Annotated in this window: 16 protein-coding genes and 1 pseudogene; 14 read left to right on the forward strand and 3 right to left on the reverse strand. The window is 48.3% G+C overall.

What is annotated here, in order from left to right:
• Nucleotides 1-186 precede the first annotated feature (186 nt).
• Nucleotides 187-2,424 carry a heavy metal translocating P-type ATPase gene (locus ACM6JA_RS12695; protein WP_414852577.1) on the forward strand — a complete coding sequence of 746 codons (2,238 nt, stop codon included), beginning with the start codon at nucleotides 187-189 and terminating at the stop codon, nucleotides 2,422-2,424.
• A gap of 53 nt (nucleotides 2,425-2,477) precedes the next feature.
• On the opposite strand, the gene ACM6JA_RS12700 is transcribed toward ACM6JA_RS12695, so the two are convergent.
• Nucleotides 2,478-4,481 carry a dipeptide ABC transporter ATP-binding protein gene (locus ACM6JA_RS12700; RefSeq protein WP_414852578.1) on the reverse strand — a complete coding sequence of 668 codons (2,004 nt, stop codon included), beginning with the start codon at nucleotides 4,479-4,481 and terminating at the stop codon, nucleotides 2,478-2,480.
• Nucleotides 4,482-4,839: 358 nt separating this feature from the next.
• On the opposite strand from ACM6JA_RS12700, the gene ACM6JA_RS12705 reads away from it, so the two are divergent.
• The 3 genes from ACM6JA_RS12705 (at nucleotide 4,840) to ACM6JA_RS12715 (ending at nucleotide 7,125) form a co-directional block, all read left to right on the forward strand.
• The gene (locus ACM6JA_RS12705; protein WP_414852579.1) at nucleotides 4,840-5,490 is read left to right on the forward strand and encodes a polysaccharide deacetylase family protein; all 651 of its coding nucleotides are present in this window, start codon (nucleotides 4,840-4,842) and stop codon (nucleotides 5,488-5,490) included.
• A 69-nt stretch (nucleotides 5,491-5,559) separates the two neighbouring features.
• Nucleotides 5,560-6,525, forward strand: a complete 966-nt coding sequence (locus tag ACM6JA_RS12710) for a helix-turn-helix transcriptional regulator (RefSeq protein WP_414852580.1) — start codon at nucleotides 5,560-5,562, stop codon at nucleotides 6,523-6,525.
• Nucleotides 6,526-6,579: 54 nt separating this feature from the next.
• Nucleotides 6,580-7,125 (forward strand): DinB family protein, encoded by a 546-nt coding sequence (locus ACM6JA_RS12715; RefSeq protein ID WP_414852581.1) that lies wholly within the window; start codon nucleotides 6,580-6,582, stop codon nucleotides 7,123-7,125.
• A gap of 283 nt (nucleotides 7,126-7,408) precedes the next feature.
• Here the strand turns inward: ACM6JA_RS12715 and ACM6JA_RS12720 are convergent, their stop codons facing one another.
• Nucleotides 7,409-8,419, reverse strand: a complete 1,011-nt coding sequence (locus ACM6JA_RS12720) for an ATP-binding protein (RefSeq protein WP_414852582.1) — start codon at nucleotides 8,417-8,419, stop codon at nucleotides 7,409-7,411.
• A gap of 39 nt (nucleotides 8,420-8,458) precedes the next feature.
• Nucleotides 8,459-8,539: pseudogene (locus ACM6JA_RS12725) on the reverse strand (DNA-binding response regulator); the annotation flags it as partial.
• Nucleotides 8,540-8,729: 190 nt separating this feature from the next.
• On the opposite strand from ACM6JA_RS12725, the gene ACM6JA_RS12730 reads away from it, so the two are divergent.
• The 10 genes from ACM6JA_RS12730 to ACM6JA_RS12775 all read left to right on the forward strand — a co-directional run bounded on the left by ACM6JA_RS12730 (nucleotide 8,730) and on the right by ACM6JA_RS12775 (nucleotide 20,929).
• The gene (locus tag ACM6JA_RS12730) at nucleotides 8,730-10,379 is read left to right on the forward strand and encodes an AraC family transcriptional regulator (RefSeq protein ID WP_414852583.1); all 1,650 of its coding nucleotides are present in this window, start codon (nucleotides 8,730-8,732) and stop codon (nucleotides 10,377-10,379) included.
• A gap of 112 nt (nucleotides 10,380-10,491) precedes the next feature.
• Complete coding sequence (locus ACM6JA_RS12735; RefSeq protein ID WP_414852584.1) at nucleotides 10,492-11,496, forward strand: iron-hydroxamate ABC transporter substrate-binding protein; 1,005 nt, start codon at nucleotides 10,492-10,494, stop codon at nucleotides 11,494-11,496.
• 19 nt (nucleotides 11,497-11,515) lie between these two features.
• Nucleotides 11,516-12,523, forward strand: a complete 1,008-nt coding sequence (locus ACM6JA_RS12740) for a FecCD family ABC transporter permease (protein WP_414852585.1) — start codon at nucleotides 11,516-11,518, stop codon at nucleotides 12,521-12,523.
• Nucleotides 12,516-13,535 carry a FecCD family ABC transporter permease gene (locus tag ACM6JA_RS12745; RefSeq protein WP_414852586.1) on the forward strand — a complete coding sequence of 340 codons (1,020 nt, stop codon included), beginning with the start codon at nucleotides 12,516-12,518 and terminating at the stop codon, nucleotides 13,533-13,535. The genes ACM6JA_RS12740 and ACM6JA_RS12745 overlap by 8 nt, the downstream gene beginning before the upstream one ends.
• A 9-nt stretch (nucleotides 13,536-13,544) precedes the next feature.
• Nucleotides 13,545-14,885, forward strand: coding sequence for an alpha/beta hydrolase-fold protein (locus ACM6JA_RS12750; protein WP_414852587.1), 1,341 nt, complete (start codon nucleotides 13,545-13,547; stop codon nucleotides 14,883-14,885).
• A gap of 277 nt (nucleotides 14,886-15,162) precedes the next feature.
• Nucleotides 15,163-16,389: an MFS transporter gene (locus tag ACM6JA_RS12755; RefSeq protein ID WP_414852588.1), complete on the forward strand. Its 1,227-nt coding sequence runs from the start codon at nucleotides 15,163-15,165 to the stop codon at nucleotides 16,387-16,389.
• A 31-nt stretch (nucleotides 16,390-16,420) separates the two neighbouring features.
• Nucleotides 16,421-16,807, forward strand: coding sequence for an MmcQ/YjbR family DNA-binding protein (locus ACM6JA_RS12760; RefSeq protein WP_173621089.1), 387 nt, complete (start codon nucleotides 16,421-16,423; stop codon nucleotides 16,805-16,807).
• A 113-nt stretch (nucleotides 16,808-16,920) separates the two neighbouring features.
• The gene (locus tag ACM6JA_RS12765; RefSeq protein ID WP_414852589.1) at nucleotides 16,921-18,291 is read left to right on the forward strand and encodes a sigma-54 interaction domain-containing protein; all 1,371 of its coding nucleotides are present in this window, start codon (nucleotides 16,921-16,923) and stop codon (nucleotides 18,289-18,291) included.
• A 404-nt stretch (nucleotides 18,292-18,695) separates the two neighbouring features.
• Entirely contained in the window at nucleotides 18,696-20,078 is a 1,383-nt protein-coding gene (locus ACM6JA_RS12770) for a GntP family permease (RefSeq protein WP_414852590.1), read from the forward strand.
• Between the two features lie 65 nt (nucleotides 20,079-20,143).
• Nucleotides 20,144-20,929: a 3-hydroxybutyrate dehydrogenase gene (locus tag ACM6JA_RS12775; protein ID WP_390241076.1), complete on the forward strand. Its 786-nt coding sequence runs from the start codon at nucleotides 20,144-20,146 to the stop codon at nucleotides 20,927-20,929.
• Nucleotides 20,930-21,133: the final 204 nt, after the last annotated feature.

The following is a 21,133-nucleotide window of genomic DNA, read 5'->3' on the forward strand; positions in this document are numbered from 1 at the left end:
GACTCCTAGTAATAGGGGTCTTTTTCTTATTCTCGATCTGTAAAAAAATGGGCGAAATATTCAAATCAATTCTTGAACGAACCAGAAGGATGCGATAATATAATAATTAAATATTTGTTTGAATGTTTGTGGATTGATTTCATTCGAAGCTGGGCAAAATAGATGCTTGGAAAAAGGTGAAAACAGATGGCAGAAGAACGAAAAAAAGATGAGTGTTGCAGTGGGCATCAATGCGGAAGTGAGCATAAGCATGCTGGTAAAATTCTCACGGTTCTCGAGCCTGCGGCTGCGGCAACAGCAACAAAAAGCGCAGGCATTCTTTCTTCACAGGCTGTTGTCTATCGCGTTACAGGTATGGATTGCAGTTCGTGCGCCAAATCGCTGGAAAAGCATATGCAGACGTTGCCTGCCGTAAAAGAGGTAAACGTGAACTTTTCCACGGGTAAAATGCAGCTCGTCGCGGATGGGCTGGGAGAAGACGCGGTGGTCAAGGAAGTCGCCAAGGCCGGATACAGTGCCATGCTGCTTACGAGACGTACCGCTAAAGAAGTACCGAAAACGGATCAAGCAGGGACGGTACTGACGACGATTTCCGGTGTGTTGTTGGCTCTCGGTTTTCTAAGTTCCTTATCGCCTAGCATATCTCCACTGGTTGTTACTGTGCTCTATGCGTTGTCGATCATAAGTGGCGGCTACCGACCTGCGCGCAGTGCTTTTTACGCGATGAAAAGCGGTTCACTGGATATGAACGTATTGATGTCTGTTGCGGCTGTTGGAGCAGCATTAATCGGTGAGTGGCTGGAGGGTGCGACGGTCGTCTGGCTCTTTTCCATCGGAAACTTGCTGCAGACCAAGTCGATTGAAAAAACGCGCGACTCCATACGCAATCTGATGGATTTGGCTCCGCCCGAGGCATGGGTCAAGGTGGGGGAGTCTCTTACCCGCAAGCCAGTTGAGGACATCGCTGTCGGCCAAGTCATCGTAGTGAAGCCGGGAGAGAAAATCCCGTTGGATGGTGTCATTGTACATGGGACATCGAGCGTCAATCAGGCCCCGATTACAGGTGAATCGATTCCCGTAGATAAGCTGGTCGGCGACAGTGTTTTTGCAGGGAGTGTCAACGAAAGCGGCGCGGTGGATATCAAGGTAACAAAGCTGGTGGAGGATACGGCGATTGCCAGAATCATTCATCTCGTGGAGGAAGCGCAGGAGAAAAAAGCGCCTACTCAGGCGTTCGTCGACAAATTCGCTGCGATTTACACGCCAATTGTGCTCGTGCTTGCTTTGTTCGTGATCGTATTCCCGCCATTACTTGGACTCGGTACTTGGGGAGAATGGTTTTACAGAGGGCTTGAGCTGCTGGTTGTTGCTTGCCCGTGCGCACTGGTCATTTCCACGCCAGTTGCGATTGTGTCCGCGATTGGAAATGCCGCGAGAAACGGTGTCCTGATCAAGGGCGGTACCTTTTTGGAAAAGGCAGGAGCGATTACCGCAATTGCCTTCGATAAAACGGGCACATTGACGGAAGGGAAACCACAGGTTGCAGCAGTTATCGAGATGGAGGGAAGCGAAGATGAAGTAGTGTCGATCGCCAGAACGATTGAAGAGCGTTCTTCCCATCCGATTGCACAAGCGATTCTCACCTATGCGAAACAAAAGCAGGTCGTTTCCCAGAGTGGGCAAGATTTCAAGGCGATCGTCGGAAAAGGGGCGAGCGCTGTCATCGGAACCGAAACATTTTATGCAGGGAAGCCCGCGTTGTTTCAAGAGCTGGGAGTCGATCTGTCGGCATGGCAAACGAAAATCGAGTCGTTGCAGAGTGAAGGACATACGCTGGTGGTTATCGGTACCGCAACGAAATTGATCGGGATGATTGCTGTTGCCGATACCATTCGTGAGATTACGGTTAGTGCCATTGGCAAACTCAAGGCCGCAGGTATCGAAGACATCGTGATGCTGACTGGTGACAATGAGGGTACGGCGAAAAAAGTAGCGAGTCAGACTGGTGTAAATCGTTATTTTGCAGAGCTGCTGCCACAAGATAAGGTAGAAGCGGTCAAGCGACTACAGCAAGAAGGCAAGGTCGTCGCCATGGTGGGTGACGGGATCAACGATGCGCCTGCTCTCGCATCAGCTGACTTGGGAATTGCCATGGGTGGAGCAGGAACCGATACGGCAATGGAAACCGCGGATATCGTACTGATGGCTGACAATCTCGAAAAGCTGCCGCACACGATGAAGGTCAGCAGAAAAGCACTCACGATTATCAAGCAAAACATCTGGTTTTCGATCATCGTAAAGCTGGTCGCACTCGTGCTGATCTTCCCAGGCTATCTAACCTTGTGGCTGGCGGTGCTCAGTGACACAGGAGCCGCATTGCTGGTCATCTTAAACAGCATGAGACTCTTGCGAATGAAGGACTAAATAAAAAAGGGAGATGAGCTGTCGAAGCTCTCTCCCTTTTTTCTGTGCAAGGCTTAAACCAAGACGCCGCCGCCATATCTTTCGAATTCTTTCTGGGTGCAAGCAACAAAGTGACCGCGCTCAATTTCACGCAAGACGCGTTCTTCCCCTTGATCTCGCAAATATTCCTGATCATCGAAAACGATGCGCTTACGGTTGCGCTCATAAACAGGGTCTGGCAATGGAATTGCCGAGAGCAACGATTTGGTGTACGGATGAATCGGATTCTCGTACAGGCGATTACTTTCTGCCAGCTCCACAATACGTCCGCGGTACATAACACCAATGCGGTCACTAATGTATTTAACCATGGACAGGTCATGGGCGATAAACAGATAGGTCAGACCTTTTTCTTTTTGCAGGCGCTTGAGCAGGTTAATGACCTGCGCCTGAATGGACACGTCGAGGGCAGAGATCGGTTCATCGGCAATGATGAATTCCGGATCAACAGCCAATGCCCGTGCGATCCCGATCCGTTGGCGCTGTCCGCCGCTGAACTCATGCGGGTAACGGTTTGCGTGCTCGCGGTTGAGGCCAACGGTTTCCAACAGCTCGTGTACCTTGGCGATGCGTGCTTCCTTGGTCGCCAGACGATGAATGTCCAGACCTTCCGCAATAATATCGGATACGGTTAGACGTGGATTCAACGACGAGTACGGATCTTGGAAGATCATTTGGATTTTGCGGTTGAGCCATTTCTTTTCTTCCACTGTTTTCTTCCCGTGTACACTTTGTCCATTGAACAAGACCTCTCCGCCAGTTGCATCGTACAGGCGAAGGATGGTGCGTCCTGTGGTCGATTTACCGCAACCGGATTCACCCACAAGGCCAAAGATTTCCCCTTTGTAGATGTCAAAGGTGATACCATCTACAGCTTTCAGCGTATGGCCATTCCCGAGGTCAAAATGCTGTTTCAAATCTTTAACTTCAACCAGCTTCTCACGGTTCTCGTAGTTGAACGTTTTTTTGGTGCTTACTGGAGCCTCAGTGGCCTCATCAGAATTGACTTTTCGTCTCACAGCCGAAGCAGGCGGTTTGATGTCAGGTGCCATTTCATGCAGGAGCCATGTTGCTGCATAGTGCGTATCGGAGATTTTGAACATCGGTGGTTCATATTCCAGATCGACCTTCAACGCAAATGGGTTCCGAGCCGCGAAGGCATCACCTACAGGTGGCTTGAACATGTCAGGCGGCGATCCAGGAATGGACATCAGCTCGTCATCGCTGGCATCGAGGCTCGGCATGGAACCTAATAGACCCCATGTATACGGGTGCTTAGGATCATAGAAAATTTCATCGACTTTACCGATTTCCACAATTTTACCTGCATACATAACCGCTACACGGTCTGCCATGTTCGCAACGACACCGAGGTCATGCGTAATAAAGATGATCGAGGTACCCATCTTCTTTTGAAGTTCCTTCAGCAGCTCCAAAATCTGCGCTTGAATCGATACGTCCAGAGCAGTTGTCGGCTCATCGGCGATGATAATTTTTGGATTGCAGGCCAGAGCGATGGCAATAACAATCCGTTGGCGCATCCCACCGGAAAACTGGTGCGGGTATTGATCGATACGTTCCTTGGCAAATGGAATCCCTACCATTTCCAACAGTTCAATAGCACGGCTGCGCGCTTCTGCACGGTTCAGCTTTTGGTGCTTGATGAAGCTCTCCATGATTTGGTTACCGATAGTCATCGTCGGATTCAAGGAAGTCATCGGGTCTTGGAAAATCATCGAGATATCGCGACCGCGAACATCCTGCATTTCTTTTTCGGAAAGCGTAACCAAATCTCTTCCTTCAAAAAGAACTTGTCCTTTTGGAATGCGTCCAGGAGGAGAAGGAATGAGGCGCATAAGTGCTTGTGAAGTTACGGATTTACCGGAACCAGATTCCCCAACAATCGCCAGCGTTTCTCCTCTTTCCAGATCGAAGGAGACGCCTCGTACTGCTTTGACTTCACCTGCATACGTATCGAATGACACATGCAAATCTTTTACTTCTAAAACTTTTCCCATATAATCCTCCCTTTCGAGCATGCTTTGTCGTGATTAACCCTCCATGTATATCCAACAATCTCTCTAGTAGAGGTAATTCAAAAAAGCGACCTTTGATCGCCACTTTCTCGGAGCTGAAAAGTCGACTCTTTGAATACGCACTAGTATAAATTTTTACGAAAATGAAAATCATTATCATCATTATACTATATTCATTAACCGTTGTTAAAAATTTTTTTTATACGCTGCATACTCATACAGATCTTTTGCTGAATTTTGCCAAAAGCCCAGAATAGGGGCTTTTTTAGCGTTACCAAATGATAGCCCAGTCATACTATGCATCAATACAGCAGAATACTGGCTTATAGGGGGAACGCTTGTGAACAAGCTCATTCAGTCAAAGGAAATCGCACTCACTTTTGATGATGGACCGGATCAGTTGTGGACGCCTCGTGTGTTAGACATATTAGCCCACTATCAGGTAAAGGCAACGTTCTTCTGTGTGGGACAAATGGTGAAGTACAACCCGAAAATACTGGAGCGGATCGTAAAGGAAGGTCACATGGTAGGAAACCATAGCTGGGATCACCCTGACTTTACGCAAATACCTCTCTTGGCTGTTCATGAGCAGGTAGAACATACCTCAGATCAGATCGAAAAGGTAGTAGGTGTGAGACCTCGGATGGTTCGGCCGCCATATGGAGCAGTGAATGAGGAGGTCATCCAGCTGCTTGCGGCGAGCGACTACGAAATGATTTTGTGGGATATCGATAGTTGGGATTGGAAAGGTCTCACCGGCCCACAGGTGGCGAGAAACATCTTGGGACATGTCACCCCAGGCTCAGTCGTGCTTCAACATTCCGCTGGCGGTACGAAAGACACGCTAAAGGGGAGTATGGACGCCTTGCCCTATGTCATTGAGGTGTTAAGTGAGCAGACTTATACCTTCTCAACCGTTTCCACCATGTTTCAACTGGCAGCTTATCGAGAAAGAACCGATCCTGTCGAGAAAAGGAGAAGGGGCAGATAGAGGAAATGGATTGAAATCTGTGGTAATTAGTAGAATCAGAAGATTTCATTCAGGGGAGCGAATCAGAAAATGTCCAAAGCCGATAATATGCTCTCCATTTTGTGGCTGTTGAAGACCGGCAAGCGTATGACAGCCAAGCAATTGGCAGAGATTCTCGAGATCAATATTCGCACCGTTTATCGCTATATCGACTCACTGTGTGCGAGCGGTGTACCCATCATTTCCGATGCCGGACACAATGGTGGCTACAGTTTACTTCAGCATTTCAATGAAGCTCCGTTGTTTTTCGACCTCAACGAGCAAAAAGCCCTGATTCATGCAGCGGCTTTTGCCCAAGAGGCCGGGTATCCCTTCGGAGCAGATTTACACCGGGCCATTTCCAAGCTAAAACGTTACACAAATGAAGAGCAGCGTGACGCGATTGACAGACATAGTATCGGCTTCGAGGTGATCCAGCCTCCCGTTGATCCTTCTCTCGAATCTACCCTACAGGAACTGGAACTGTCTGTTGCCAATGGGTACACCCTTTCGATGGAATATCAGAAAGCCTACCAGACAACGAGACAGAGGCGTCATATTGATCCATACGGGCTCGTTTATTGGAAGGGGAACTGGTATATCGTTGCCTATTGTCATCTCCGTAGTACCATTCGCAGCTTTCGTGCAGATCGTGTCTATGAGATCCAGCGTACAGAAGCCAGCTTTCAACGCCCTCCTGAATTTTCTGCGCGCCATTTTTTTCTCTCGAATTTACTACCGGAAGCAGACAAGCAGGGAAGCACCATTTTGATCAAGGTCAAAGGAAGAACACAGTCACTCGCTGATTTGTGCAGGCATTGGTATCTCGGACATACTGTGATCGAGCGCAGCGAGGCACAGGTGATTTTTCAAGTAGATGAGCAAATGGCTCATTCGATCCTTCCTCATTATCTTTTGCCATACGGAAAATCTATTCAAGTTGAGGAACCAGCTTTTGTAAAAGAGCGATTGGCCGCCATCGCTGCCGATTTATTTCATTTTTATCAGTCGACGTGAATTCACTGACCATTTTTGTCAGTAGAGTTGATTTATATTGAAAGCAAAGAAGAGATGGAAAAAGTGAATGGAGGCAGATTGATTATGAAGCATGAAGCATTGCGTTTGTACGAATATCATGTATGGGCAAACGAAAAGGTATTCGAGCGGTTGCAGGAGGTTCCAGAGGGAGTAAGCGAGCAGGAGGTTCCGAGTGTGTTTCCGACCATCACCCAGACGTTGGCTCACATTCTCAAGACGGATTATGTTTGGTTGTTAGCCATGAAGGGGGAGAGCTACGAAGAGGTAGGACCAAAAGTAGGGATTCTCTTGCAGGAATTAAAAGGAAAGAACATACACGAGCTGCGAAAACTGTTTGCCGAATCAGCCCAGCAGTTCAGAGACTTCTTCGGGCAAATCTCGATGGAAGACACCTCGGCTTATACGCACCCAGCATTGGGCACGGTTCATGCTCGCTATGCCGACATCGTCCAGCACGTCGCCAACCACGGAACCTATCACCGTGGCAATATCTCCGCTATGCTCAGACAAATGGGTCACGCGGGAGCTTCCTCCGATTACATTTTTTATTTGTTCGAGACTTCCGCGGTAGAACAATAAAAGTCTTTCATCTTTCATCAACTATCGAAAAAAACAAGCAGCTTGTAGAGGGAACAGGAGAAAACAGCGAAGATCTTAGGGACACCGTCCGAGACGTCATGCAAAAAGCGAAACACGCCCTTAAGCGTCCACCTCTGAGCGACATCCTGATTGGACCACTTTGGACGCGGTTTCGCTTTTTGCATGGAGTCGGGCAGTCAATCACCCTTGCGGGTGGCCCTAGAAGCTGAGCGTTTTCTCCTGTTCCCTCTCCTCCACTACAGCCACAAATACTGCTTGTTTTTTAAGGATTCATCGTCCGAGCAATCCGCACCTCGAGCCCGTTTAAGAACTGACTAATGTTCGGCTTTGCGTCTCCAATGATGCTTTCGCCAGGCTTGCCGGGTTCAAAGATCACATCATTGTTTTTAGCGACCTCGCTCAAGTAATCCTTGACGATCTGTCCTGTTTTCGTAGCCTCATATTTCTTGGCAAAGTTCTGATACTCTTCCTTGACGGCAGGGAGCAGCTTCATTGTTGCTTCGTCAATGGCAGCGTAACGGTAATCAGACAAGTATGTTTTGAGATAGTCGATATAGAGCGTACGGAGCTTCACTGCACGTGGGCTGCTGCGGTAGTTGACCAAATACTCTTCAACTTCAACCATTCTGGGTCCGAGCTCGGCCCGCGTGATTTGCAACCCGCCATTACCCAAATACGGTTTGCCCGTTTCCGTTTCTTGAATGGACAAGTAGTCCTTCCCTTCCTCACCGAGCGAAGAGGCATATTTTTGCAGTTCTTTGTAATCCACTTGCCAGTAAAAAGACATGTCGTTCGTTGCCTGTAAGACGAGTCCGCCCTCTGTTTGATTGAGGAGGCATTGCTTGAAGCTGTCATCGCCTTCTAGCTTGTTGAAATCGTAAGGGTATTGCAAGGCATACAGTTTATCCGCATTTCCCGGCTGGGCGAGGAGTGCCTCGAAGTTATCGTTTATCGTAGGCAAATGTTTTTCATAGTACTGCTCGAGTGCCCAAAATAGTTGATCGGCAGTTTTCGTGTCCGTTTTCGCCAGGTGCTGATCCAAAAAGGCAGTTAGCTCTTTCGCTCCCTTGGCTTGTGCAGCTAGTACGGTGAACTGCTTGAGCAAATCATCGGCAGGCTTTTCGCCTTTGGTCGCATCAGCAGGAGGTTGCCCAGTGTTTTCCGTTGCAGGTGGAATAGGGTCTTTTACCGTCGGTTCAGAGGCAGAGGTGCACCCTGTCACAAAAGTAATCGCGACGAGGCTAGAGACAAAAGGTAGAACATATCGTTTCATATCTTCATTTTCACTCCGTAATGTTGAATGGTTTCAGTCTTTGACCCGCGCAACTACCTCACGCAGATCAAACGGTTTGGTCATGTAGTCATCGGCTCCCAATTCCAATCCGACAAGCTTGCATTCCACGGAAACTCCCTCCCGTCGTTCCCTTTCTATTGGTACGTACCATACCACGTTAAAGTTATCGGTTCAATTCGATTAAATATTCCTGATAGGAAGCAAGCGTCACTTTTGATATACTTTCTCTATTGATGATAATGAGAATTATTATCAATATTTACATAGAGGATCGGTCAGAGGTGAGAACATGAACGAAACACAAGCCTTGGTTCAACAATTCACAGAGAAGACCATGGCTGAAGCCATTTTTAAGCTGCGTGACATTACATGGCTCAAAGCACAAGGACATGACCGACTACGCCAACAATTCACTCATTCGCATATTTTGCTGGTAGTAACCGGGGGACGAGGGCGCCTGCGACTGGAAAACGAGGAGTATCAATTGCGGCAGGACGCGATTTACGTATGTCCTCCTATGCTTACGTTTGGCATCGTCCCTGATTCGGCTGATCATTTGGAGATGTACATGCTTCGTTTTGATGTCTTTATGGAAACGAGAGATAGGCATCGGCGCTTCCAAGCCCTTCGGGAAAAGGATCTGTTTCCTTTTTGGGGAGAGATCTCTGTCCAATCGGCAGGGCAGCTGCCCGTCTATTGTGATTTGATCCAGAATCTATGGAAGCAAGAGACGGCGTTAGAGCGTTTCCGAGGCCAACACACTTTTCAAGAGCTATGGTACCACATCGTCAAGCATGCTCACTTCTCGGCCACAGATTCTGGAATGGCGCTGGAGCGGGCACGCGCACATATGGAAGAGCATTACTCGGAAAATGTGACGATTGAACAGCTGGCTCGCATCGCAGAGGTGAGTCCAAAATATTTCGTCGATCTGTTCAAAAAAACGTATGGCATCTCAGCTATGGACTATTTGGCAGAGCTTCGTATCAGCCGAGCGAAGCAGATGATGGTGCAGTCGCATGCCAAGCTGCGCGATATCGCTCATCAAGTGGGCTACAACGACGAGTTTTACTTTAGTCGAAAATTCAAGAAAGCTGTCGGTGTTTCACCCACTCTCTATATGAAAAGCCGCCAACGAAAAATTGCGGCGTACGGCTCGACCATCATCGGGCATTTGCTGGCTTTGAAAATGATTCCTTACGCAGCGCCACTGCACCCGAAATGGACGGCTTACTATCATCACAGCTATCGAAACGATATCCCGGTACATCTGAGCGCGTTTCGAATTAATCAGAATTGGAAAGCCAACATCGAAATGCTTCGCGATGCCAAGCCGGACGTGATCATTGGCTTGGACGAGACGAGTTTGCAGGAACAGAAGCAACTGAACGAGATTGCGCCCACCTTGTATGTACCCTTTGAAGAGCAGGGGTGGAAAGAACAACTGCAGCTCATGGCAGACTTTTTGGGTGAGTCTGTGGAAGCCAATCATTGGCTTTGCGAGTATGAGAAAAAGGTGAAGAGGGCCCGGGCAAAGCTTCAACACGTTCTAGGCGATGAAACGGTGCTCATCGTGCGGATTTTGAAAAACCAGCTCTATGTCCACTGCAATCGCAGTATGAATGAAGTGTTTTATCAAGATCTGCAAGTCAAACCTGCTTTTGTCTCGGAGCAGAACGAGTACGACCAGCTTGTGACCGCACAGGAATTGGCTGCGCTCGCGCCAGATCGCTTGCTGCTGTTGGTTTGCCAAGAGGCTGAAACGCTGGCATGCTTCCAAGCTTTGAAAGCATCGGGACCATGGCAAGAGATCGAAGCCGTCCGCAACAATCGGGCGCATGTCATTACGTCCGACCCCTGGCGAGAATACTCGGCAACAGCTCATGAACGAATCGCGGAAGAGAGTGTGAAAATATTTTCAGGAGATCGTCCATGTTGATTCTGGATTTCGTCCATGGTCGGGCATGAGTGGATGCTTTATAATCACGAATGATAATCGTTATCACTCGTTTAGAGTGAAACATTACATTTCTGAGAGGGGTCTTTCAAGAATGAAAAAGATATATCTGGGCTTGAGCATTGCAGCGCTGACATTGGCTCTGACAGCGTGCGGCGGAGGAAAAGAAGCAGCGAATAACACGACGGCACCTACGGCAGCACCTGCGACAACAGCTACAGCAGAAAAGCCGGCCGATGAAGCAAATAAAGCAGAGACACGCACGATCAAATATTTGGATAAAGAATATACCGTCCCTAGCAAAACAGAGCGGATCGCCATTGTAGGCAGCATGGAGTCCATGGAAGATTCGCTGGTACTGAACGTGAAACCGGTAGGAGCGATTTCTGTAGGCGGTAAATTCCCGGAGATGTTTGCACCGATTACGGGCGAAGCCACATCCATCGGGGAAAAAATCCAACCGAACCTGGAAACCATCCTGTCCTTGAAGCCTGATGTCATTCTGGGAAGCAGTAAATTCCCGCCCGAGATGGCTGAGAAATTGAACAAAATTGCGCCTACCTTCCCTGTGTCCCACATTTCGACCAACTGGGAAGCGAATCTGCAGTTGCTGGGTGAGTTGACTGGCAAACAAGCGGAAGCCGAAAAAGCGCTCCAAGCGTACAAAGCAGAGGCAGAAGCAACCAAAGCAAAATGGGGCGAGAGCTTGAAGGATAAAAAAGTACTCGTGATTCGTCTGCGCCAAGGAAATATCAATATCTATCCAGAGAAGGTGTTCTTCAACCCAGCTCTGTACGCAGACCTTGGTTTGACTGCACCTGAAGAGGTAAAAGCGGCGAAGGCACAAGAAATTATCTCCATGGAGAAGTTCAGCCAGATCAACCCGGACTACCTGTTCATTCAATTCTCTCCAGACGAGAATAAAGACAAGCCAAATGCATTGGAAGATTTGCAGAACAACCCGATTTGGAAGAGCGTGAATGCTGTGAAAAACGGCAATGTTTACGTAAACGTGGTTGATCCTCTCGCACAAGGCGGTACTGCTTGGAGTAAAACACAATTCCTGAAGGCGGCTGTACAAAAATTGTCTGCCAAGTAAAAGTGGGCGAGGGTAAGCTATGCAATCCAAAAAAGCAACTTCCATGATCATACTAGCTGTTTCGCCAGTGGTGATCCTGCTTACAATCTTGCTCTCCATTCATTACGGAGCCAAGCCGATTGATGCGGGGACGATTTATCAAGCTTTCTTTGCCTTTGATGAAGGGAATGTCGATCATCAAATTGTCATGCACTCTCGCTTGCCGAGAGTTTTGGGCGCACTCATGATCGGAGCATTTTTAGCGATATCAGGAGCATTGATGCAGGGGATGACGAGGAATTACCTCGCGTCCCCCTCTATTATGGGCGTGTCTGACGGCTCGGTCTTTGCTGTTACGCTGTGCATGGTTTTCATTCCATCCGCTACGAGTGTCACGATGATTACCATGTCCTTGATTGGTTCAGCACTTGCGGTCGCGATGGTTCTCGCTTTTTCCCGACTGTTGCCCAACGGTTTGACGCCAGTAGGGATGGCGGTCATCGGTACGATTACGGGTACCTTTCTAAGCAGTATTTCAGCCGCGATTTCTACTTATTTTCAAGTCTCGCAAAATGTCAGCTTCTGGTACAATGCTAGGCTGCATCTCTTGGAGCCTGGGTTGGTGAAGCTGGCGGTTCCTTTTGCCATCATCGGTATTGTCCTCGCACTTCTTTTGTCCAAATCGATTACGATCTTGTCCTTGGGCGACGAAGTATCTCGAGGTCTCGGACAGAGAACGGTGATGGTCAAAGTGCTGGCAACGACCGCTGTTGTCATTCTGACAGGTATTTCCGTTGCGTTGGCAGGAAAAATCGCCTTTGTCGGGCTGATTATTCCGCATATTACCCGCTTTTTGGTAGGTCTCGATTATCGATGGATCATTCCATGTGCAGGATTACTGGGCGGTATTTTCCTGGCCTTGTCTGACGTTCTCAGCCGATTTATGAATAGTCCGTTTGAGACCCCAATCGGCGTGGTAACGGCTTTTATTGGCGTTCCGTTCTTCCTCTATTTGATTTACAAGAGAGGAGGGGGAAAGCATGCCTAATCAAAAAGGTAGATTTCGTTTGCTGTTTCTCGTCAACATCGCCTTAATTTTGCTGGTGATTTATATCAGTTTGACCAACGGTGTATTTGACATGACGGTGATGGATGTCATCCGTACGTTATTGCGTATTGATCCTGTAGCGGAATACGATTTGGTTATTTTTGATTTTCGCCTGCCTAGGATTGTTATTGCGGCGTTGGTCGGCTTTGGCTTGGGGGTCGCTGGAACCGTCATTCAGGGGATCACCCGTAACGGGCTGGCTGATCCGGGGATATTGGGCATTAATGCTGGGGCAGGAGCCGCTATCGTCGCCTTTATGTTTTTCTTCGGTGGACAATTTATGGATGCGAGCTGGTATTCCATCATGGCCATGCCTTTGTTCGGTTTGACAGGCGGATTGCTTGCGGCTGGACTGATTTATTTATTTGCCTGGCGTAACGGAGCGCTTGACCCACAACGACTGATTCTGGTGGGGATCGCGATTGGCTCCGGATTGGGTGCCGTGTCACTGTATCTCTCGTTAAAAATGAATCCTAACGATTTTGAAATGGCAACCGTATGGCTCTCGGGAAGTATTTGGAGTGCCAACTGGACGCATATTGCAGGGATGCTGCCATGGCTAGTCATACTTATTCCTGTTTTGATGCGCAAGGTGTATATTCTCGATTTGCTTCAGCTGAGCGAGGAGTCCGTCAAGAATCTGGGTGTGTCCGTGGAAAAGGAGCGCAATACTCTCCTGCTGTCGAGTATTGGCATCGTGAGCGCGTGTGTCTCAGTTTCCGGAGGTATCGGATTCGTCGGCTTAATGGCACCGCACATTGCGAAGCGTCTGACGGGAATCCAGCACAGGTATGCTCTCCCCTTGTCGGGAACAATCGGGATGCTCATGGTCGTGGCAGCTGACTTTATCGCCAAAATTGTGTTCACACCCATTGAACTGCCAGTGGGTATCGTCATTTCGATCATTGGTGTACCGTATTTCTTCTATCTACTGAGTAGAAGAAAAAAATAAAGAGGGGACGTGCAAATTGTGAAGGGAGAATTGTTTGCAGACGTATGCCATCACCGAGCACTGCTCGTATATTTGCCGCCATCCTATGACAAGAGTACGTCCCGTTTTCCCGTCATGTATATCCATGATGGCGGTGACTTGTTTGATCCTGCGTTTAGTACTGCACTCGATGTAATCGAAGATAAGTTTGCAGAGGGAAAAATTCCTGAGCTGATTCTCGTCGGTATCCAACCAGGAAACCGCAGGGATGACTATACGCCTTGGTTTTCCAAAGCGATTTCTCCTGAGCGCAACATTGATTTTGGCGGGCAAGGAGATGCGTATCTTTCTTACGTCGCCAATGAATGTAAGGCGTATATCGACAGCAAGTACAGGACAGACCCTAGGCCGGAAAAAACAGGGATCATCGGATTTTCGCTTGGTGGCTTGATCTCGATGTACGCTGTGCACCAATATCCGGATGTTTTCACGAAAATCGGCAGCATCTCGGGATCGTATTGGTATGAGGGCATGGTTCCGTTTATGCGGGAAAAGAAAATGTACCATCCCGGGCTACGCATCTACATGGATGTTGGCAGTAAGGAAGGCGCCAAAAAACAAAACATCCAGAAACAAATGGTTCCGCTGACAAAAGAAGCGCATCAGATATTGGCTGATAGTGGCTTCACAGCAGATCAGCTCGTCCTGTTCATTGACGAAGGAGCGGATCATTTGAGCAAATGTGCAAACGCAAGATTTCCGGGGGCGTTGCAATGGCTCTGGAATGAGAAGGAGGAGACAGAAATGGAACTGGCCAAATTGATTAGAGAGCGTCGCTCGATTCATCGCTTTACAGATCGTGAGGTAGACCCTGCGCTGGTTACTGAACTGATGGATACAGCCGTGTGGGCGCCGAATTATCACATGACACAACCGTGGCGCTTTATTGTGACGTACGGGGAAGGCAAGAGAAGAATCGCCGAGGCCGTGCGGATCATGAAGGAAAAGCGGGAGATTGATCCTGCGAAAAAGAAAGAAGTCGGCGAGAAGTTTTACAATAAAATCATGGCGATTCCGATGCTGATGACTGTCATCATGGAAGAAAGTCCGAACCTGATTACGCGTCAGGACGATTTCGCTTCGACCAGCATTGTCATTCATAACTTTAGCTTGCTGGCGTGGGAAAAAGGCATCGGTTTGACATGGGAGACGTACCCGTGGATTCACGAGCCGGAATTCCGTGAAGCGATGGGCATTCGACCAGGAGAAAAAGTGCTAGGGAACCTGCATATCGGTTATCCAGCCGCGATCCCTAACGTTCAGCCGCGCATTCCTGCAGCAGAGCGCATCACACTTGTCGACAAGGCATAGGACAAGATCAAGTGAATTTTTCTTGTCACAGAATTACTTTTTGTGGTACTCTTGGGTCATTCTACAAGAAAGGGTGACCATTAAGCCAATGATCTGCTAACTCCTATTTCCAACAAAACTAATCGGATAAGACGATGCGTTTTTGGATAGGGGTAGTATGTGCATATTGGCGAATAGATGGTAGATCCTTTTTAGACTCACCAAAGGGTTTCTATGTCTTTTTGACGATAATATGCGTAGCCTCCTGTCCAGATCGCAATGGATAAGGAGGCTTTTTATGTCAAATGTTTTGAAAAATCGCTATGTCAGGGCTATTTTGTTATCAGCATTTCTGTTGCAAATCGGAGTATGGGTGCGCAACATGGCGATTCTGCTCTTTGTGATGGATCATACAGGAGGCGATCCGTTCGCTGTATCCATGATTTCTGTGGCGGAGTATGCACCAATCTTTCTGTTTTCCTTTCTTGCTGGTACGTTTGCCGATCGCTGGAAACCGAGAAAAACGATGGTCTGGTGTGAGCTACTCAGTGCTCTATCGGTTGTCGGAGTGCTGCTTACCTTCGTTTACGGCTCGTGGAAGGCCATCTTTTTTGCCACACTCATTTCAGCCATTCTTTCTCAGTTTTCCCAACCGTCCGGAATGAAGCTGTTCAAGCTGCATGTACCTGGTGAACAACTTCAGGTAGGAATGTCAGCGTACCAGACTATTTTCGCGATCTTCATGGTATTTGGTCCGATTGTCGGTACGTTTGTGTTCCAGCAATGGGGGATGGAGGTTGCCATGGTCATCACGGCAGTTGCGTTCCTCTCTGCGGCCGGCGTCCTGTATTTGTTGCCGCCAGATCGTGTCGAGAAAGAAGAACAGCAAGAATCGGCACTGCTTGGAGAGATGGTCAGCGGGATTCGTTATGTGTTATCCAGTCGCGTATTGTCAATGCTTGGCTTTTGCTTTTTGGCTGTGGGTTTCTCATTGGGAATGATTCAGCCGCTTGGGATTTTTATCGTGACCGAACAACTGCAATTGCCGAAAGAAAGTTTGCAATGGTTAATTACCGCCCAAGGTGTGGGGATGATTGCTGGAGGGGCCATGACGATGGCAGCTGCCAAAACGATTCCACCGCAAAAGCTATTGGTCATGGGACTTCTTGGAAATGCGGTCGCAGTAGCGATTTGCGGGATGTCCACGAATCTGTGGCTGACGCTTGTTGCCCAGTTCATCGCGGGATTGCTCTTGCCCTCCATTCAAATTGGGATCAACACCATGCTGCTTAAAAATACAGAGAGTACCTTTATCGGTCGGGTGAATGGAATACTGACCCCGTTGTTTACAGGCTCCATGGTCGTCATGATGAGTATCACGGGGGTATTGAAGCTGCATCTTCCGCTCGCAGTCATATACGGGATCGCTGGATTCCTGATGATTATTGGTCTCAGCTTTATTTTGCCGCTTTATCGTATGAGGGAAGGAAACGTGGTGCAAAGTACAGAACAGACTGGTATATGATCGTTTGGTAGCAAAGGGAGGCTTGGACCAGATGGTGCACGAACAGATTTCTTCTATAGAAGGTTTGAAGATGGTGGCTGCTGTTCGCGAGCTGGCGATGCGGTTGCCAGAAGTATCGGAGCAGGTAGACGCTTTTGGACATACATCGTTTCGCGTAAACGACAAGCCGTTTGTCATTTTGGGAGAGGGGGGCACTGAAGGCCCCTCCTTTTCTGTGAAGGTGCTGAAGACGACCCAAGAGATTTTGCTTGCACAGGAGCACTTTTACAAGACACCGTACATCGGTCATCACGGCTGGGTTTCGATCCTGGACAAAAACGTGACTAGCTATGGTGAAATCGAGGATTACATACGGGAAGGCTATATGTGCGCGGCTCCCAAGCGATTGGTCAAGCAATTACAAGAGCAGCCTAGATAACACAGCCTTTATGAAAAAGCACACCTCCCCTGATCGTTCCTGTATAATTTTAGCGTAACGAGTAGTGAGCGAACGTTCGACACAGCAGCATTCAGACAAAGGGGGAGCCGGTTTTGGAATGGAATCTCCAGCAGATGAGCAAATTGCTTGAGGTCGTTTTTGAAAATGCCCATGAACCGATGATCGTAACGGACAAGGACGGAAAAATACTCTTATTGAATCGGAGCTATCGGAAATTTCTTAATGTACAGGACGTGATCGGACAGCCAGTGACGGATGTCATCGAAAACACGCGGATGCATATTGTCGGTCAGGCTGGCGTTGCTGAGATCGCCGACATTCAACATATAAAAGGACAGAACATGATTGCGCATCGCATCCCGATCATGGACGAAGGTAAAGTGATTGCCGTTCTGGGAACGGTGCTGTTCCAGGATGTGCAAGAGCTTACTGCTTTGGCTGCGATGGTTGCTCAACTGAAGGATGAGCTGACCTATTATAAGAAAGAGCTGCGGCGGCGTATGGGGGCTACCTATCATTTTGATCAAATCGTCGGGTACAGCCAGAAGCTGCAGGAGCTTAAGAAATTTTCTCGGAAAGTTGCGAAAAGCGATTCGACTGTGCTCATCACAGGCGAAAGCGGGACGGGCAAGGAGCTGTTTGCCCACGCCATTCATGCCGAGAGCAAGCGGAAAATGGGTCCTTTCATTCGGGTGAATTGTGCCGCTATTCCGGATTCTTTGCTGGAATCAGAGCTGTTTGGCTATGAAGAAGGTGCTTTTACTGGAGCTGTTCGCCGCGGAAAAAAAGGAAAGTTCGAGCTGGCTAACCACGGAACCATTCTGTTGGATGAGATCGGGGACATGCCGTTGCCGCTGCAAGCCAAGCTACTGCGTGTTTTGCAGGAAAAAGAAGTCGAGCGGGTAGGTGCTGTTCGGACGACGCCAATCGATGTTCGAGTGATTGCTTCCACGAATTCGGACATGCTTCAAAGCATCAAGGAAGGGAAGTTTCGGGCGGACCTCTATTATCGGTTGAATGTCGTGTCACTCTCGATTCCTCCATTGCGCGAGCGGCTGGAGGATTTGCCGGAGCTGGTTTCGAATCTGCTCAAACAGCTTGGCGAGTCCACTGGCGTTGTGGTCAGGGTCATTGATGAAGAGGTGTGGAACGTACTTCGGGGCTACTCCTGGCCAGGCAATGTACGGGAGTTGAAAAACGTCCTGGAACGAGCCCTTCATCTACTCGAAGACGATGTCCTGAAAAAAGAGCATGTTTGGCTGCCTGTATCTGACGAAGGGACGCTTACGTCCTTGTCGGTTCCAACTGATGCCGTTCGACCATTGAAACAAGTCATAGAAGAGGCTGAGCAGGAAGCACTTCGCCAAGCGATGCAGCAAGCAGGGGGGAACAAGCTTACCGCCGCCAAGCTGTTGCAAATCAGCAAGTCCAGCTTTTACGAAAAGTGGGAGAAGTACCAGTAGTCGAGGCGCGTATAAGTCGGGGATGTGGCGTTGAGCCAGGTTCGCGGCTTTTTTCATCTGCAGGAATAATGTTTTGCTAGATTCCGGTTTTCTGGAATAGAGCAAGATGACCTCCCGCTTAAACCCAGTAGCCTTCCTAGAGCAGATTCCCGAAAAAGCGGGCAGATTTTTGCTAGATTCCATGAAACCGGACAAAAAATTCCGGAAATCCGGAAAAATTGCAAGCGCTATCATCTGCTTACCATCAGTCCAGGCACGATGAAGGGGTATGGATGAACGATTTTTCTGGAATCGGCTGGAGTTGGCATGGTCCATGCAATTGAGATGGATATGAAAGCGTTTTCTCCAAGTGAATACACACAATTTCCTCTGTAACCGGAGGAGAAAATTGAAAGGAGAATTATATGATCATCGAAGTGTTATCCATCTTGATTTCGCTCGGTCTCCTGATGTTTTTTGCGTATCGGGGCTATCCTGTTATCGTATTTGCCCCTATTTTTACGTTGCTGGCCGTTGTCCTTTCCGGGATCTCTCTGCTGCCGAGCTACACCGAAACCTTTATGACGAATGCAGCAAACTATGTGAAATCATTCTTCCCTATTTTCTTACTGGGTGCCATTTTCGGAAAAGTCATGGAGTTGAGCGGTGCTGCCTCGTCCATTGCCCACACGATTGTAAAGGCACTTGGCTCCAATCGTGCGATCTTGGCTGTCGTTCTGGCATGTTCGATTTTGACGTATGGCGGGGTTTCTCTGTTCGTTGTGGCATTTGCTGTGTATCCGTTTGCCGCTGCGATTTTCCGTGAAGCCAATATTCCGAAGCGTCTCATTCCAGGAACGATCGCGCTCGGTGCTTTTACGTATACGATGGACGCCTTGCCAGGTACACCACAAATTCAAAACATCATTCCAACGACTTATTTTGGTACGGATGCTTATGCTGCACCTGTTGTTGGAACGATTGGCGCCATTATGGTTTTCATTGGCGGGATGCTATGGCTGGAGCGTAGACGCAAGCAGGCTGTCGCTGCTGGGGAAGGCTACGGCGAGGGACATACGAACGAGCCAGAGTTGATTAAAAATGAATCCTACATGAACATCTGGGTCGCGATTCTCCCGTTGGCGTTGGTGCTCGTGGGTAACTATATGTTCAGTAGAGGGATTTGGACAGTAGAGACGTGGTACGATCCAGCGATCCTCAAAGAATCATTTAAGATTGAGAAAGTGAAAAACGTTGTATCTTCTTGGTCACTGATTATCTCGCTCTGTCTTGGAATTATTGCCGCGCTTTTAATCAATGTGAAGCAAGTCAAAAACAAGCTGGCTAGTGGTTTGACTGCTGCCGCGATGGGCTCTCTCTTGGCGATCTTCAATACTGCTTCCGAAGTTGGATTCGGAAACGTTGTAAAAACATTACCGGGCTTCAAGCTCATCCAAGGCTGGATTATGGGAGCCAGTGATCATCCGTTGGTTTCTGAGGCACTAGCTGTAAACGTACTGGCAGGTGTGACAGGTTCAGCGTCGGGCGGTATGTCGATCGCGCTGGAGGTTATGGGCAAGCAATACCTGGAGATGGCGAATGCTGCGGGAATCAGCCCTGAGTTGCTGCACCGTATTGCCTCGATGTCTTCTGGTGGTATGGACACATTGCCGCACAACGGAGCGGTCATTACACTGCTCGCAATTACTGGTTTGACTCATCGTCAATCGTACAAAGACATTTTTGCGATTACGGTTTTGAAAACAGCTGTCGTGTTCATTCTGGCATTCGCCGTTTCTATTTTCTAATTTTCATCAGAGATCAGCAGTTTATAGACAGAGAAAATCAGGAGCAGGAGAGGAGATAGTAGGGTATGGAGAAGTTGTTGGAGCAGCAGGTAGCAGTAGTAACAGGGGCTGCGAGCGGAATTGGATTGGAGATTGCCCGGACGTTTGCCGAGGAAGGGGCGAAAGTCGTCATACTGGACTTGAATGGGGAATCAGCGGAAGCAGCAGCTGCCCAATTGCAAAAGGAAGGTCACGAAGCAATCAGCTTTGGTTGTAATGTCACCGACGAGGTACAAATGCAGGAGTGCATCCAGCAGACAGTCAAGATTTTTGGCAGACTCGATATCTTAGTGAATAATGCCGGATTGCAATTTGTCTCTCCAATAGAAGAGTTCCCGACTGCAAAATTTGAACAAATGCTCAGTATTATGCTGACAGCGCCTTTTGTTGCGATTAAACACGTGTTTCCCATTATGAAGCAACAAGGTCATGGTCGTATCATCAATATGGCTTCAATTAACGGGTTGATAGGCTTTGCGGGGAAGGCAGCGTACAACAGTGCCAAGCATGGAGTCATCGGGCTTACCAAGGTGGCAGCCCTGGAAGGTGCAGCAGCTGGTATTACGGTAAATGCCATTTGTCCGGGGTATGTCGATACGCCGTTGGTACAAAACCAATTAGCGGATTTGGCTAAGACAAGAAGTGTGCCGTTGGAAAAGGTGATGGAAGAAGTCATCTACCCGCTGGTGCCGCAGAAACGACTGTTGCAAGTAAAGGAAGTAGCGAACTACGCTGCCTTTTTAGCTAGCAAGAAAGCGTCAGGTATCACGGGTCAGGCTGTCGTCATTGACGGCGGGTATACAGCGCAGTAGGCCTGTTAAAGTCCCTATTTTTATAGGGGCTTTTTTATTTTCGCTATCTTTTTTAAAAACTAGTAAAAAAGGTCTTGTATTCTCTTTTTAGATATGATAGATTATTACTTGTCGCCAAGAACGACGACAAAATACGAGAAAAGAAAACGAGATTCGATAAAAAACTTCTTGACTCGCAAATAACGAACGTGATAAGATATGAAG

It is taken from the genome of Brevibacillus sp. IT-7CA2 (assembly GCF_949767855.1).
GTDB lineage: Bacteria > Bacillota > Bacilli > Brevibacillales > Brevibacillaceae > Brevibacillus.